Genomic DNA, 12,909 nt, shown 5'->3' on the forward strand with positions numbered 1-12,909 from the left:
CTTTCATCGCAAAATTTGCGATGAAAGGCCCCTTCATCGCACGCGCAGGGGCTCAGTACTGCGTGGTGAGGGCACCTTCGGTCAGCGCGGCGTCCAGCGCCTCCACCGTGACGTCCAGCTTCATCTGGTCGCGGAAGATCTGACCGGCGGTCGGCAGGCCGGCCCGCTCCGGCCAGGTGTCCGGCTTCCACGGCGAGGACCGCAGGAAAGCCTTGGCGCAGTGCAGGTACAGCTCTTCGACCTCGACCAGGATCGCCAGCGCGGGCCGCTTTCCCTTGACCACGAGGTCGTCGAAGAACGGCGCGTCCGCGATCAGTTTCGCGCGGCCGTTGATCCGTAGCGTCTCGTTCATCCCCGGCACCAGGAACAGCAGCCCGGCGTGCGGGTTGTCGAGGATGTTGGTCTGGCTGTCGAGCAGCTTGTTGCCCGGCCGGTCCGCCAGCACCAGCGTCTTGTCGTCGAGCACCTTCACGGAACCGGCCGGGTCGCCGCGCGGGGAGACGTCACAGGTCCCGTCGGACGAGGCCGTCGCCAGCAGGTAGAACGGCGAGTGTTCGATCAGCGTGCGCGCGTGCTGATCGAGGAAGGGGATGATCTTCCCTTTGGTCCTCTCGGCCGGGTGGCCGAGGTGCTCACGCAGCGCTTCGTGCGTCTCGATCACTTTGATCTCTGAGGTCCCCATGACCACAGTGAACCACTAGAAGACGACGGTCCGGTTCCCGTGCACCAGCACGCGGCCCTCGAGATGCCACCGCAGCCCGCGCGCCAATGTCACCTTCTCGATGTCGCTGCCCTTGCGGACCATGTCCTCGACCGAGTCGCCGTGGTCGACGCGGATGACGTCCTGGTCGACGATGGGGCCCGCGTCGAGGTCGGCGGTGACGTAGTGGCAGGTCGCGCCGATGAGTTTCACCCCGCGCGCGTGGGCCTGGTGATACGGCCGCGCGCCGACGAACGACGGCAGGAAGCTGTGGTGGATGTTGAGCGCGCGCCCGGCCCATGCCTCGCACAGCTCCGGGGGCAGGACCTGCATGAACCGGGCGAGGACGACGGCGTGCGGGTCGTGCTCGTCGACGAGTTTCCGCACCTCGGCGAAGGCGGCCGCCTTCGCCGAGGCATCGCCGGCGGGGAACGGGACGTGGTGGAACGGGATGCCGTGTGCGCGGGTGATGTCGCCCAGCGACGCGTGGTTGCCGATGACGGCGGCGACGTCGACGTCCAGTTCCCCGGACGCGACACGGCCGAGGAGGTCGTAGAGGCAGTGCCCGGCCTTGGAGACGAGGATCACCGCGCGACGGCGCTCGCCGGTGTCGGTGACCTGCCAGCTCGACTCGGTCGAAAGCGACTTCGCGACGTCGGCGAAGTGGGTGCGCAGTTCGGTGGCGTCGAACGGGAGTGAGTCGGCGCGCACGACCTGGCGGGTGAAGAACCAGCCGGTGTCCGGGTCCGTGTGGTACGCCGCCTCGACGATCCAACCGCCGTGCTCGGCGAGGAAACCCGAGATGCGGGCGATGATGCCGGTGCGGTCAGGGCAGCCGAAGGAGATCACATAGCGACGTTCAGGGTTCGACACATACACCATTGTCGCTGGTCTCGGCCGCCGCGCGGCGCCGGGTCAGGATGCGGACGCGGATCCGCCGCCCGATCTCGATCGCCGAGACCAGCAGCAGGCCGAGCGCGAAGGACAGCAGAAGGCCCTTCTCCGGTTCGTCCGCGAAGGCCGCTCCGCCCACAAGACCGATCAGGACGCTGTACACCGCCCAGATGCCCGCGCCGAGGGCGTCGAGCGGGACGAACTTGCGCGGTGGGTAGCCGAGGCTGCCGTTGGCGAGCCCGCTCGCGACGCGACCGCCGGGCAGGTAGCGGGCGGCGAGGATCAGCAGGACGGCGTTGCGCCGCACCTGGATCTTCGCCCATTCGTAGCGCCGGACCCCGTCCGGGCCGCGCTGCAGACGGGCGAGTGCCCGCGGGCCCGCGGCGGCGCCGATGGTGTAGCCGAGACAGTCGCCCAGCCAGGCCCCGAGCGCGGCGACCAACGCGAGCAGTGCCAGCTGAGGGAAGTCCGTGCCGATCAGGACGGCGACGGTGATGACGGTGGTCTCACTCGGCATGAACGGAAGAAGAGCGTCCAACCCGGACACGAGGAACACGATCACCCACAGCCAGGGTGATCCCAGCGTGCCCTCGAGCAGCCCGGTGACGTACTCCAGCAGTTCCACGGTTCCATGGTGATCACCGCAGGTCGCTTTGGGGTGACGGAGCGGGGTTCGGCCGGTGAATTCCCAGGGCACGCCCTAGCCGGGGACCACCGAGGACCACGGCACGGTGAGTTCACCGAGCCGCCACCGCGACGGCCGGTTCAGCACCGGCCAGCCGCGGGCGGTGAGCAGGTGGACGGTATGCGACCAGCGGGCACGGACGCCGAAGTTCTGATGCGGCGCGGCCGTCGCCCAGCAAGTGTCCAGAGTGGACAGTAGTTCGTGGACGCGTTCGCCGGGAACGTTGCGGTGGATGAGAATCTTGGGCAGCCGTTCGGCCACTGTGGACGGACGTTCCAGGCTGGCGAGATGGACCGACAAGGTCAGGGTGCGTGGCCCGTCGTGCCCGACCGTGACCCAGGTGCTCAGCCGTCCGATCTCGTCACAGGTGCCTTCGACGAGGAGTCCGCGCGGTGTCATCGCGTCCAGCATGAGCGACCAGGCACCCGGGACCTCGGCTTCGTCGTACTGGCGCAGCACGTTGAACGCGCGCACCAGCACCGGCCGCGTCCCGGCGAGTTCGAAGCCGCCGCGCCGGAAGTCCAGCCAAGGCTTGTCGACGGCGGATTGCGCGACGGCGACCCGTTCGGCGTCCAGCTCCAGGCCCAGCACGCGGACGTCACGGCGGACGGAGCGCAGCCATCGCGCCATCTCGACCGTGGTCACCGGTGAGGCACCGTAGCCGAGATCCACCACTAGCGGCTCGTCCGCGCGGTGCAGCAGCCGCGTCACGTCCGGGTCGCCCGCGAGCCACCGGTCCACGCGGCGGAGCCGGTTGGGGTTGGTCGTCCCCCGTGTCGGCGCCCCGACCGGTTTCAGCGCTCGGTCAGCCACTTCGCGACGAATTCCGCCTCGCGTTCCAGCAGCTTGGTGACCTGTTCGGCGATCACGTTCTCCAGCTTCCCGCCGACGAACGGGATCCGCACCTTGACCTCGCCGCTGTTGACCAGCGTCGTCCGCTCGCCTTCGCCGGTCAGCGACGTCTTCGCGGTGATCTCACCCGGCACGCCCGAGACCGACGCCGTCGCCGTGCCGGTGTAACCGGCCCCAGCGGCCTTCCAGGTCTGCTCGCGCTCGACGATCAGATCTCCCCGGTGCAGCGTCCGCACGGCCGACGGGAGCTTGTCCGAGCTGATGCCCTGACGCAGCTTGTAGCGCACCCCGTCCCCGGCCGGGGCGTACTCCAGCAGCTCCGCGTCGTCGCCGCCGATCTGCTCGAGCCTGGCCCGCAGCGCGGCCTCGCCGGCGACCGCTTCGAACGTGGTCGCGAGGTTTGCGGAGTACGCCGATCGGTGCTCGATACGGGAGGCCATGGCGCCAGACAGTACCGTTCACGGGCGTGAGCACTGCCGAAACTCCCACCCAGCACGCCGCCCTCGCCGATCACACCACGTTGCGGCTCGGCGGTCCGGCACGGCGTTATGCCGAGGCGAAGACCGTGCAGGCCCTGGTCGACGCGGTCCGCGAAGCCGACGAAGCGGGCGAGCCGGTCTTGCTGCTCGGCGGCGGTTCGAACCTCGTAGTCGCCGACGACGGCTTCGAGGGCGCGGTGCTGAAGGTCGGCAACACCGGCTGGACACGTGACGGAGACCTCGTCGAGGTCGCGGCGGGCCAGAACTGGGACGGTTTCGTCGAGGGCCTGGTCGCCGAAGGCGTCGGCGGACTCGAATGCCTCTCCGGGATCCCCGGTTCGGTCGGTGCGACGCCGATCCAGAACGTCGGCGCGTATGGCTGCGAGGTCGCCGAGTCTCTGGTCTCGGTCGACCTCTACGACCGTGCCGGCCGCGAGATCCGCACGTTGACCGCCGAAGAACTCGGCTTCGGCTACCGCACGTCGATCCTGAAGGGGACCGACGCGGGCATCGTGCTCACAGTGCGCTTCAAGGTCACCGAAGACGGCCTCTCCGCCCCGATCCGCTATGCCGAACTCGCCCGCACGCTCGGCGTCGAAATCGGTGACAGGGTCCCGGCGGCCGAAGCACGTGAGGCGGTCCTCAGGCTGCGTCGCGGCAAGGGCATGGTCCTGGACGCCGACGATCACGACACGTGGAGCGCGGGCTCGTTCTTCACCAACCCGATCATCGGGGAGGCGCGGCTGGCGAAGGTGCTGGCGGGGATCGTGGACGTCGTCGGCGAGGACGTGCGCGTGCCGCAGTACCCGGCGCCCGGCGGCACGAAGCTGTCCGCGGCGTGGCTGATCGAGCGGGCCGGGTTCGGGAAGGGCCACGAAGGGCCCGGCGGCCGGGTCTCGCTGTCGACGAAGCACACGCTCGCGCTCACGAACCGGGGCAAGGCCTCGACCGAGGACCTCCTCGCTTTGGCGCGCGAAGTGCGCGACGGCGTCGAGGCTCGCTTCGGCGTGTCATTGCACCCGGAGCCGCTGCTCATCAACTGCTCGCTCTAGCCCGCGCAATTCGGCACCTCCTTGCGGTCCTTGCACTCGCAAAGACCGCAAGGAGGTGACGAATTGCGGGAGGGTGAACAACCCCACCCCGTCTTCGTGCGTCTATCCCCGTGAGTGGTGAGGGTGAGTTCCGTCGCCGCGGGTAACGTCGGAGAGGTTCCCAGCGCTGAGCGGGTAGAAGCTCGCGGGGAGACGGGGATCTTCATGGGAGGTACACGGTGATCGAACGGCGCACGGTGTTCAAGGCCGCGCTCGCCGCGGGAGCGGCCATGCTGGCCGCCGCCTGCTCCAGCGAGGAAGGCGGCAACGCCAAGCCGGAAGGCAGCGGTGGTGGCGGGGAACAGGAAGCCGCCCCGGTCGCCAAGATCACCGCCGAACCCGCCGCCGACGCCAAGGACGCCTCCGTGGTGACGCCGGTCGTGGTGAAGGTCGCCGACGGCAAGCTCACCGAGGTCAAGGTCACCGGCGACGGTGGCAAGGAGGTCAAGGGCGAGCTTTCCGCCGACGGGCTCACCTGGACCAGCTCCGAGGCCCTCGGCTACGGCAAGACGTACACCTACGCCGCGAAGGCCACCGGCAGCGACAACAAGCCCGCCGAGCTCAAGGGCAGCTTCACCACGATCAAGCCCGCCAAGGAGGTCCGCGCCACGCTGAACCCGGCCGACGACGCCGAGGTCGGCGTCGCGATGCCGATCAGCGTGAAGTTCGCGTCCCCGGTCAAGGACAAGGCGGCCGCCGAGAAGGCGCTCAAGGTCAAGACCGACAAGGACGTCGAGGGCTCCTGGGGCTGGCTGTCGGACACCCAGGTCGACTGGCGGCCCAAGGAGTACTGGCCCGCCAACATCACGGTCAACGTCGAGGCGAAGCTCTACGGCGTCGCGCTCGGCGGCGGCGCGTACGGCAAGGCCGACGTCACCACCAAGTTCAAGATCGGCCGTAACCAGGTGGTCAAGGTCAACACCCCGGACCACGTCATGAAGGTCTACCGCGGCGGCGCGGAGTCGGCGAGCTACCCGTGCTCGAACGGCCTCGACGGCGACGTCCAGCGGAACACCCCCAACGGCACCTTCATCGTGATGACGAAGGAGCCGACGGCGCGGTTCGACAACGCGCGCTACGGCTACACCAACGTCAACAAGAAGTGGGCCTGCCGGATCTCGAACAACGGCGAGTACATCCACGAGAACCAGGACAACGCGGCGAACATCGGCAAGGCCAACACCTCGCACGGCTGCGTGAACCTGCTCGAAGCGGACGCGAAGAAGTACTTCGACTCGGCGCTCATCGGCGACCCGGTCGAGATCACCGGTTCGAAACTGGGCAGCCCGACCAAATCGGACGTCAAGAACTGGTTCTACGACTGGAAGTCCTGGAAGGCCCTTTCGGCTGTCAAATGATCGCGCGACCGCGAACGTGTCTACGGGCCGTGACTTGGCATTGAGCGCGGCGGTTCCCTGGAAGGGCGGCCCGCAGCCACGTTCGCGGGGCCTCGCGGCCGGCGCGCGACTTCAAAAGATGAAAGCGCATTGAGCCCCTTGCGTGCGGGACCTCATAGGCTGCGGATATGAAGACCGAGGTAGTCGGCTACGGCGGGACCCGCATCGGTTTGTGGGTCGAGGGCGCCGAGAACACCCGTCCGATCGTGTTCGTGCACGGCTGGGCCCAGTCGGGCCGGGCCTGGGCGCCGCAGCTGGCGGACCCCGCGCTCAGTGAGCGGTTCCGCCTGGTCGCGATGGACCTGCGCGGTCACGGGGACTCCGAGGTGCCCTCCGCCGGCTACGACGATCCGCGGGTCTGGGCGGAGGATCTCGCTTCCGTTCTCGACTTCGCCGGCGACGACGCGATCGTCGTCGGCTGGTCCTACGGCGGGCTGGTCATCACCGACTACCTCCGGGTGCACGGCTCCTCACGGCTCGGCGGGGTCGTACTTGTGGGCGCTATCACAGAAATCGGCAAGAACCGGCCCGGCGGCAAGGTCGGGCCCGCCATGCGCGACGCCATCCCGGCGGTGCTGTCGGACGATCCCGCGGTCGCGATTCCCGCGTTGGTGCAGTTCAGCGAGCGGATGACCGCCGCCCCGGTGTCCGGCACACTCGCCCAGTCCTTGCTCGGCGCCTGTCTTTCGACCCCGCCCTCGGTGCGCTCCGCGCTGTTCCGGCGCGACGTCGGGAGCGAGGACGTACTTCGCGATCTGGACAAACCGACACTTATCGTCCATGGTCTCGCGGACGCTGTGATCGATCCGACGTCGGCGGAATACGCGGCGGGGAAGATTCAGGGGGCTGCCATGCGTTGGCTACCTGAGGTGGGGCATCTGCCGTTCGCCGAAGCGGCGGACGAGTTCGGTGATCTGCTGCGCGGGTTCGCCGATCAGTAGGACTTCGGGAGTGTTGACCAGGTGACGATCCCTCTGCACGGGTTCGATGCCGCGCCCAGGCGCGTCGCGGTGCTGTCGTTGCACACCTCTCCGCTCGAGCAGCCGGGTACCGGCGACGCCGGCGGGATGAACGTCTACGTGAGCCAGACGGCCACCGAGATGGCCCGCCGCGGCGTCGAGGTCGAGGTGTTCACGCGGGCGACCTCCTCGGATCAGCCCCCGGTCGCCGAATTGGCGCCCGGCGTGCTGGTCCGGCACATCCCGGCCGGGCCGTTCGAGCCGCTGGGACGCGACGAGCTGCCCGCGCAGCTGTGCGCGTTCACCGCCGGGGTGCTGCGGGCCGAGGCGTTCCACGAGCCGGGCTACTACGACCTCATCCATTCGCATTACTGGCTCTCGGGCCAGGCGGGCTGGCTGGCCCGCGACCGCTGGGGCGTGCCGCTGGTGCACACCGCGCACACCCTGGCCAAGGTCAAGAACGCCGCGCTGGCCGAGGGCGACACCCCCGAGCCGCGCACCCGCGTGATCGGCGAGGAGCAGGTCGTCGAGGAGGCGGACTGCCTGGTCGCGAACACCCGCGTCGAGGCCCGCGAGCTGATCGAGCTGTACGACGCCGACCCGCGCGCCGTGCACGCCATCCCGCCCGGCGTCGACCTCGACCGCTTCACGCCCGGCTCCCAGCAGGACGCGCGCCGGGCGCTGGGCCTGCCGCAGGACGCGATCGTGCTGGCCTTCGCGGGCCGGATCCAGCCGTTGAAGGCGCCGGACGTCCTCCTGCTGGCCGCGGCCGAAATGCTGCGCGAGCGGCCGGAGCTGGCGTCACGGCTGGTGGTGCTGATCGTCGGCGGGCCGTCCGGGACCGGTCTGGAGCAGCCGCAGGCCCTGCGCGAACTGGCCGTCTCACTCGGGATCGAGGAGCAGACCCGGTTCATGCCGCCTCAGCCCGGCCGGTCGCTGGTCAACGTCTACCGGGCGGCCGACATCGTCGCCGTGCCGAGTTACAACGAGTCGTTCGGACTGGTCGCCCTTGAGGCGCAGGCCTGTGGGACGCCGGTGATCGCGGCCGAGGTCGGCGGTCTGCCGGTCGCGGTGCCGCACGGGGTTTCCGGGCTGCTCGTGCCTTCGCACGAGGCGAAGGACTGGGCGGGCGCGCTCGCGAACGTCGCGTTGCGGCCCGGCTGGCGTGCCGAACTTTCGGCCAACGCCGTCGTCCACGCGCGACGCTTCTCCTGGCGCCGCACGACGGACCGGCTGCTGGACACGTACGCTCAAGCGACCGGCGCGTTCCGGCGTGCCCTCGAACAGCGCGCGGAGGTGGCGGTTTGACACTCGACGAGATCCTGCGGTCCTCTTTGGACAATGCGGGCCTGGAATACCAAAGGCGTGGTGAGGGAAAGTACTTCGTCACGTTGCCCGGTACCAAGAAGCTGCAGACCAACTGCTGGCTGGTCGCCGGGGACCACGCTTTCGCCGTCGAAGCCTTCGTCTGCCGGCGTCCCGATGAGTCCCATGAGGACGTTTATCGTTTTCTGTTGCGCCGCAACGCGAAACTGTACGGCGTGCACTACACCGTGGACGCGATCGGCGACATCTACCTGGTCGGACGGTTCGGTTTGGACACCGTGACCGAAACCGAATTGGACAAGATCCTCGGGCAGGTGCTGGAGGCCGCCGACGGCGACTTCAACACGCTGCTGGAACTCGGATTCGCCGAATCGATCAAACGCGAATGGGACTGGCGCGTCTCCCGCGGCGAGTCGCTGGCGAACCTGCAGGCGTTCAAACATCTCGTCGAGCCTTCGAACGGGCACGAACCGGGAGCCTTGACCGACTCGTGACCCGAACGGTGCAACGGCACCGGATCCGGCTCCGTCTCTCTTCGCATCACTGGAGGGAGAAGGTTTGATGCGCAACGGAGTGAGATGGGTCGCCGCCGCCGGCATCGTGCTGGCGCTGGCGGGCTGCTCGGCGAACGATTCCGGCGGCGAATCCGCCGCGATGCCGATGTCGGCCGACACCAGGCAAGCGGCGCCGAACCAGGGGGCGCCGAGCAAAGAGAGCACCGACAGCGCGGGCAAGGCGGGTTCGGACAAGGCCCCGGCGCCCGCGGGGCAGCCGGGGATCACCGACCGCAAGCTGGTGCGCACGGCGAGCCTGGAGCTCACCGCGCCGAACGTCGCCGACGTGATCTCGCAGGTGCGCGTCATCACCCAGGGCGCCGCCGGCTACACCGGGCAGGAGAGCACCCAGGACAAGCGGGCGTCGGTCAACGTCATCGTGCCCTCCGAGCGTCTCGACGGCGTGCTGGACCAGCTGGGGAAGCTGGGCAAGCAGGTGAAACGCGAGGTCACCGCGACGGATGTGACCGAGCAGATGGTCGACGTCGACTCGCGGCTGGCCACCCAGCGGGCGAGCGTCGAGCGCATCCGTGCGCTGCTCGCGAAGGCGACGTCGGTTTCGGAGATCGCCTCCGTGGAGAGTGAGCTGACGAGCCGGGAGGCGGAGCTCGAGTCGCTCCAGAAGCGGCGCGAAAGCCTCGCCGGAAGTGTCGCCATGTCGACGATCTCGCTGCAGGTGAAGGCGGAGACGGTCGCGGCGGCGGAGGAGGAGTCCCGAAGCGGGTTCTTCGGCGGACTGGCCGACGGCTGGGACGCGTTCCTGACCTTCGGTGGCGGCCTGCTGACCGTGATCGGCGCGATGGCGCCCTTCCTGCTGGTCTTCGGTGTTCCCGCGGCCGCGCTGGTGTGGTGGCTGCGCAAGCGGCGCCGCCCGGCGGAACCCGCGATGGCGACCGCTTCGGATCTGCCGTCCGCGCCCCCGCTGGACTGAGGAGAACAGGCGGGACGGCTCGAGGGAGGGGGGAGTCGCGATCTCGAGCCGCCCCGCTGAAGTTCCCGCCAAGGTGGACCCGGTGACGAGGGGGATGCCAACGGGGCCGGCGGGCGCCGCGACTCGGCAGGGGGGAGACGAGTCGCGGTCGTCACCCGCGTCGAGCCGGGGAGTGCGTGGAATCCGGCCGCGCGGGACGTAGTCAACCTGTCAGATCTCCACCTGTAATCACAAGACTACTGGTTACTCCGTTAGAGTGAACTTTGAAAGTCGGGATAACGGAGTGCAGCCTGATTTCGGGGGATCAGGACTTGTTGGCAACCCGTCTTCTGGACGGGTGAAGGTGTTACTCGCGGGTAACGCACTCTCCGTAGAAACAAGGTCAAGCGCGGCCCTCTGGCCGGCGCTTCCGCCCACTCTGGCAGGCTGAACCCCATGGCTGAGCTTGGGACTCTGGTGCTGCTGCGTCACGGGCAGAGCACGTGGAACGCCGAAAATCTGTTCACCGGATGGGTGGACGTGCCGCTGTCGGCGCAGGGCGAGCAGGAGGCGCGCAAGGGCGGGCAGCTGCTCGCGGAGTCCGGTCTGCTGCCGGACGTCGTCCACACGTCGCTGATGCGCCGGGCGATCTCGACCGCCAACCTGGCGCTCGACGCCGCCGACCGGCACTGGATCCCGGTGAAGCGCGACTGGCGCCTCAACGAGCGGCACTACGGCGCGCTTCAGGGCAAGAACAAGAAGCAGACCCTGGACGAGTTCGGCGAGGAGCAGTTCATGCTCTGGCGCCGCTCCTATGACACTCCGCCGCCCCCCATCGACCCGGCCGACGAGTTCAGCCAGGTGGGCGACGCGCGCTACGCCGACCTCGGTGACGCCGCCCCGCTGACCGAATGCCTCAAGGACGTCGTCGCGCGGCTGCTGCCGTACTGGGAGTCCGCGATCGTGCCGGATCTGCGCGCGGGCAAGACCGTGCTGGTCGCCGCGCACGGCAACTCGCTGCGGGCGCTGGTGAAGCACCTCGACGGCATCTCCGACGACGCGATCGCCGGGCTCAACATCCCGACCGGCATCCCGCTGCGCTACGACCTCACCGAAGACCTCAAGCCGGTTACCGCCGGCGGGACTTACCTGGACCCGGAGGCCGCCAAGGAAGCCGCGGCCGCCGTGGCGAACCAGGGCCGCTGACCCCTCGCAATTCGGCACCTGCTTGCGATCGTTCGCACTTCGAACCATCGCAAGCAGGTGCCGAATCGCGTCAGGGGAGGGCTTGGACCATCTCGATCCCGGCGGCCTTCCAGCCCTCGGGCAGCCGCTGGAGGCGCAGGACGATCGGCAGGTACTTCTTCGTCGCCTGCCCGGCCGCGTCCGTGACGTCCGACGTCGCGTGGAGCAGCACGCTCGCCTTGTCGTCCACGACCTCCATGACCGCGGCGACCGGGTTCGGTGCCATCGACGCCTTCGCGCTCCCGGAGCGGATCTGGTTCAGCCGCGCCGCCTTGTCCTGCTGGAACTGGGTCAGCAGCTGCCCTGTCGACACGGACTCGTAGCGGGCGTACGTGCCTTCGGGGTCGGCCGGGTCCACGTTCAGCAGGGCTTCCGCGGCGCGCAGGGCACCTTCACGGGCGGAGTCCCGGACCCGCGCGATCACCCGGTCACCCGCGCCCGGTTTCTCCGCCGCGGGCGAGGGCGCGGCCGGGTTCACCTCGACCTTGCCGATCCGCCAGCGGTCGCCCTCGCGCACGGTCGCGAGCAGCACCGAAGCGATGCCCTTGCTGGTGGCACCCGCCCTGGTACTGCTCTGATCGAGCACGGTCAGCACCCGCGCCTTGTCCGATGTCTGCTCGACCGCGGCCGAGACGATCACCCGCGTCACGAGCTTGATCGGCTCCGCCGAGTTCCGGACTTCGGCGAACAGCTTCGCCAGCTCGTCGCGCGCGCCCGGCGTCAGGTTGTCGGCGATCGCCTTCTCATAAGCGGGCACGGCCGTGCTGTCGTAGGAGAACACCGCTTCGGTGGCCGTCTTCACCGCCGTGAGCACCGACGCCGTCCGCGCCGGGTCGACCAGGGCGAGGTTCGAGGGCGGGCTCTCCGGTTCGGGCTGGGCGGCGCCGGAGATCGTGGTGGTGCAGCCCGCGAGCGCGAGCAGCACGGCCAATCCCGCCCAGCGCCTCACAAGAGGCCGAGTTCCCGCGCCCGCGCGTCGACCTGGAGCCGCGACGTCACGCCGAGCGCGACCAGCAGCTCCGAGACGCGCCGCTGATAGGTGCGCACGCCCATGCCGAGGCTCTTCGCGGCCTTCTCGTCCTTGCAGCCGGTGGTCAGGAACTCGAGCATCTGCGGTGCCTCCATCCGGATGTCGGCGAACCGCGCGTCGAACGTCTCCAGGGTGGTGGACGCCAGCCAAGCGGTTTCGAACAGCGACAGGATGCCCTGGACCAGCTCGGGCCGCGAGATGACGCTGTAGGAGCGCACCGCCTTGCCCTCGTCGCCCGCCATGATCGCGACCCGCTCGTCGAGCAGGATCGTCTCGTTGATCTCCTCGGTGCCGATCCGGATCTGCGCGCCGAGCCCGGACAGGCGGTGCAGGTGCTGCGCGGTCTGCTCGTTCAGCAGGACGCCGGGGCGGTACAGCTTGCGGATCCGCTTGTCGTGCACGAGCCGTTCGCCCTGCCGCGTGAGCGACGGCCGGGAAAGCGCCCAGGTGTAGAGGTCGTCGGCCGCGCACGCGATGTCGGTCGCCGCGACGAACAGATGAGCCGTCCGGTCGAACAGCTCTTCTTCTCCGCGAATCAGGGAGATGTCACTGACGAGTTCCACGGCGACAGTCTTCCAACAATCCCCGGCAGCCGTGACGGGAACGTCGCTATTCGCCTGTGAGTGGGAAGGACACCGCCCGGATGATCCCGACGAAGGTCGGGATCCGGGCATTGGCCGCCGCCGGCATCCCCGTTTCGGGTGACCCGCCTCACCCAGGAGATCTCGGCCAAGGATCGGCCACGTGAACGGCGGCTGACCCGCAGGCGAACAGGGTGCCCCCAGGT

14 protein-coding genes are annotated in these 12,909 nt (G+C 69.1%); 7 read left to right on the plus strand and 7 right to left on the minus strand.

The genetic code is table 11. The features are described from left to right. Window positions 1–52 precede the first annotated feature (52 nt). The 5 genes from H074_RS14745 to H074_RS14765 all read right to left on the minus strand — a co-directional run bounded on the left by H074_RS14745 (window position 53) and on the right by H074_RS14765 (window position 3,571). Complete coding sequence (locus H074_RS14745; RefSeq protein ID WP_007030846.1) at window positions 53–682, minus strand: pyridoxamine 5'-phosphate oxidase family protein; 630 nt, start codon at window positions 680–682, stop codon at window positions 53–55. 15 nt (window positions 683–697) lie between these two features. Continuing rightward, on the minus strand, window positions 698–1,582 hold the full coding sequence (purU, locus tag H074_RS14750; RefSeq protein WP_200865777.1) for a formyltetrahydrofolate deformylase: 885 nt from the start codon (window positions 1,580–1,582) through the stop codon (window positions 698–700). Next, the gene (locus H074_RS14755) at window positions 1,560–2,219 is read right to left on the minus strand and encodes a DedA family protein (RefSeq protein WP_007030848.1); all 660 of its coding nucleotides are present in this window, start codon (window positions 2,217–2,219) and stop codon (window positions 1,560–1,562) included. The genes purU and H074_RS14755 overlap by 23 nt, the downstream gene beginning before the upstream one ends. A gap of 75 nt (window positions 2,220–2,294) precedes the next feature. Then, complete coding sequence (locus tag H074_RS14760; RefSeq protein ID WP_007030849.1) at window positions 2,295–3,092, minus strand: hypothetical protein; 798 nt, start codon at window positions 3,090–3,092, stop codon at window positions 2,295–2,297. Continuing rightward, complete coding sequence (locus H074_RS14765) at window positions 3,074–3,571, minus strand: DUF2505 domain-containing protein (protein ID WP_007030850.1); 498 nt, start codon at window positions 3,569–3,571, stop codon at window positions 3,074–3,076. The genes H074_RS14760 and H074_RS14765 overlap by 19 nt, the downstream gene beginning before the upstream one ends. Before the next feature lie 26 nt (window positions 3,572–3,597). Here H074_RS14765 and H074_RS14770 point away from each other — a divergent pair, with 26 nt between their 5' ends. The 7 genes from H074_RS14770 (at window position 3,598) to H074_RS14800 (ending at window position 11,053) form a co-directional block, all read left to right on the plus strand. Next, window positions 3,598–4,662, plus strand: a complete 1,065-nt coding sequence (locus H074_RS14770; RefSeq protein ID WP_007030851.1) for a UDP-N-acetylmuramate dehydrogenase — start codon at window positions 3,598–3,600, stop codon at window positions 4,660–4,662. A gap of 218 nt (window positions 4,663–4,880) precedes the next feature. Continuing rightward, complete coding sequence (locus tag H074_RS14775) at window positions 4,881–6,059, plus strand: L,D-transpeptidase (protein ID WP_007030852.1); 1,179 nt, start codon at window positions 4,881–4,883, stop codon at window positions 6,057–6,059. 167 nt (window positions 6,060–6,226) lie between these two features. Then, window positions 6,227–7,039 (plus strand): alpha/beta fold hydrolase, encoded by an 813-nt coding sequence (locus tag H074_RS14780; protein WP_007030853.1) that lies wholly within the window; start codon window positions 6,227–6,229, stop codon window positions 7,037–7,039. A gap of 21 nt (window positions 7,040–7,060) precedes the next feature. Next, window positions 7,061–8,365 (plus strand): D-inositol-3-phosphate glycosyltransferase, encoded by a 1,305-nt coding sequence (mshA, locus tag H074_RS14785; RefSeq protein WP_007030854.1) that lies wholly within the window; start codon window positions 7,061–7,063, stop codon window positions 8,363–8,365. After that, a complete protein-coding gene (locus H074_RS14790) occupies window positions 8,362–8,877 on the plus strand; it encodes a type III secretion system chaperone family protein (protein WP_007030855.1) in 516 nt (171 codons plus the stop codon). The genes mshA and H074_RS14790 overlap by 4 nt, the downstream gene beginning before the upstream one ends. 67 nt (window positions 8,878–8,944) lie before the next feature. Then, window positions 8,945–9,868, plus strand: coding sequence for a DUF4349 domain-containing protein (locus H074_RS14795; protein ID WP_007030856.1), 924 nt, complete (start codon window positions 8,945–8,947; stop codon window positions 9,866–9,868). 435 nt (window positions 9,869–10,303) lie between these two features. Beyond that, window positions 10,304–11,053 (plus strand): phosphoglyceromutase, encoded by a 750-nt coding sequence (locus tag H074_RS14800; RefSeq protein ID WP_007030857.1) that lies wholly within the window; start codon window positions 10,304–10,306, stop codon window positions 11,051–11,053. A 70-nt stretch (window positions 11,054–11,123) separates the two neighbouring features. Here the strand turns inward: H074_RS14800 and H074_RS14805 are convergent, their stop codons facing one another. Both H074_RS14805 and H074_RS14810 read right to left on the minus strand, forming a co-directional pair. Continuing rightward, window positions 11,124–12,017, minus strand: coding sequence for a hypothetical protein (locus H074_RS14805; protein WP_235096763.1), 894 nt, complete (start codon window positions 12,015–12,017; stop codon window positions 11,124–11,126). Between the two features lie 20 nt (window positions 12,018–12,037). After that, window positions 12,038–12,685 carry a hypothetical protein gene (locus H074_RS14810; protein WP_007030859.1) on the minus strand — a complete coding sequence of 216 codons (648 nt, stop codon included), beginning with the start codon at window positions 12,683–12,685 and terminating at the stop codon, window positions 12,038–12,040. Between the last annotated feature and the right edge of the window lie 224 nt (window positions 12,686–12,909).

It is taken from the genome of Amycolatopsis decaplanina DSM 44594, assembly GCF_000342005.1.
Taxonomy (GTDB): domain Bacteria; phylum Actinomycetota; class Actinomycetes; order Mycobacteriales; family Pseudonocardiaceae; genus Amycolatopsis; species Amycolatopsis decaplanina.

Coding starts and splice junctions, on each gene's coding strand:
- H074_RS14745 (WP_007030846.1), bottom strand. CDS start 682: ATGGGGACCTCAGAGATCAAAGTGATCGAGACGCACGAAGCGCTGCGT.
- purU (WP_200865777.1), bottom strand. CDS start 1,582: ATGGTGTATGTGTCGAACCCTGAACGTCGCTATGTGATCTCCTTCGGC.
- H074_RS14765 (WP_007030850.1), bottom strand. CDS start 3,571: ATGGCCTCCCGTATCGAGCACCGATCGGCGTACTCCGCAAACCTCGCG.
- H074_RS14780 (WP_007030853.1), top strand. CDS start 6,227: ATGAAGACCGAGGTAGTCGGCTACGGCGGGACCCGCATCGGTTTGTGG.
- H074_RS14795 (WP_007030856.1), top strand. CDS start 8,945: ATGCGCAACGGAGTGAGATGGGTCGCCGCCGCCGGCATCGTGCTGGCG.
- H074_RS14800 (WP_007030857.1), top strand. CDS start 10,304: ATGGCTGAGCTTGGGACTCTGGTGCTGCTGCGTCACGGGCAGAGCACG.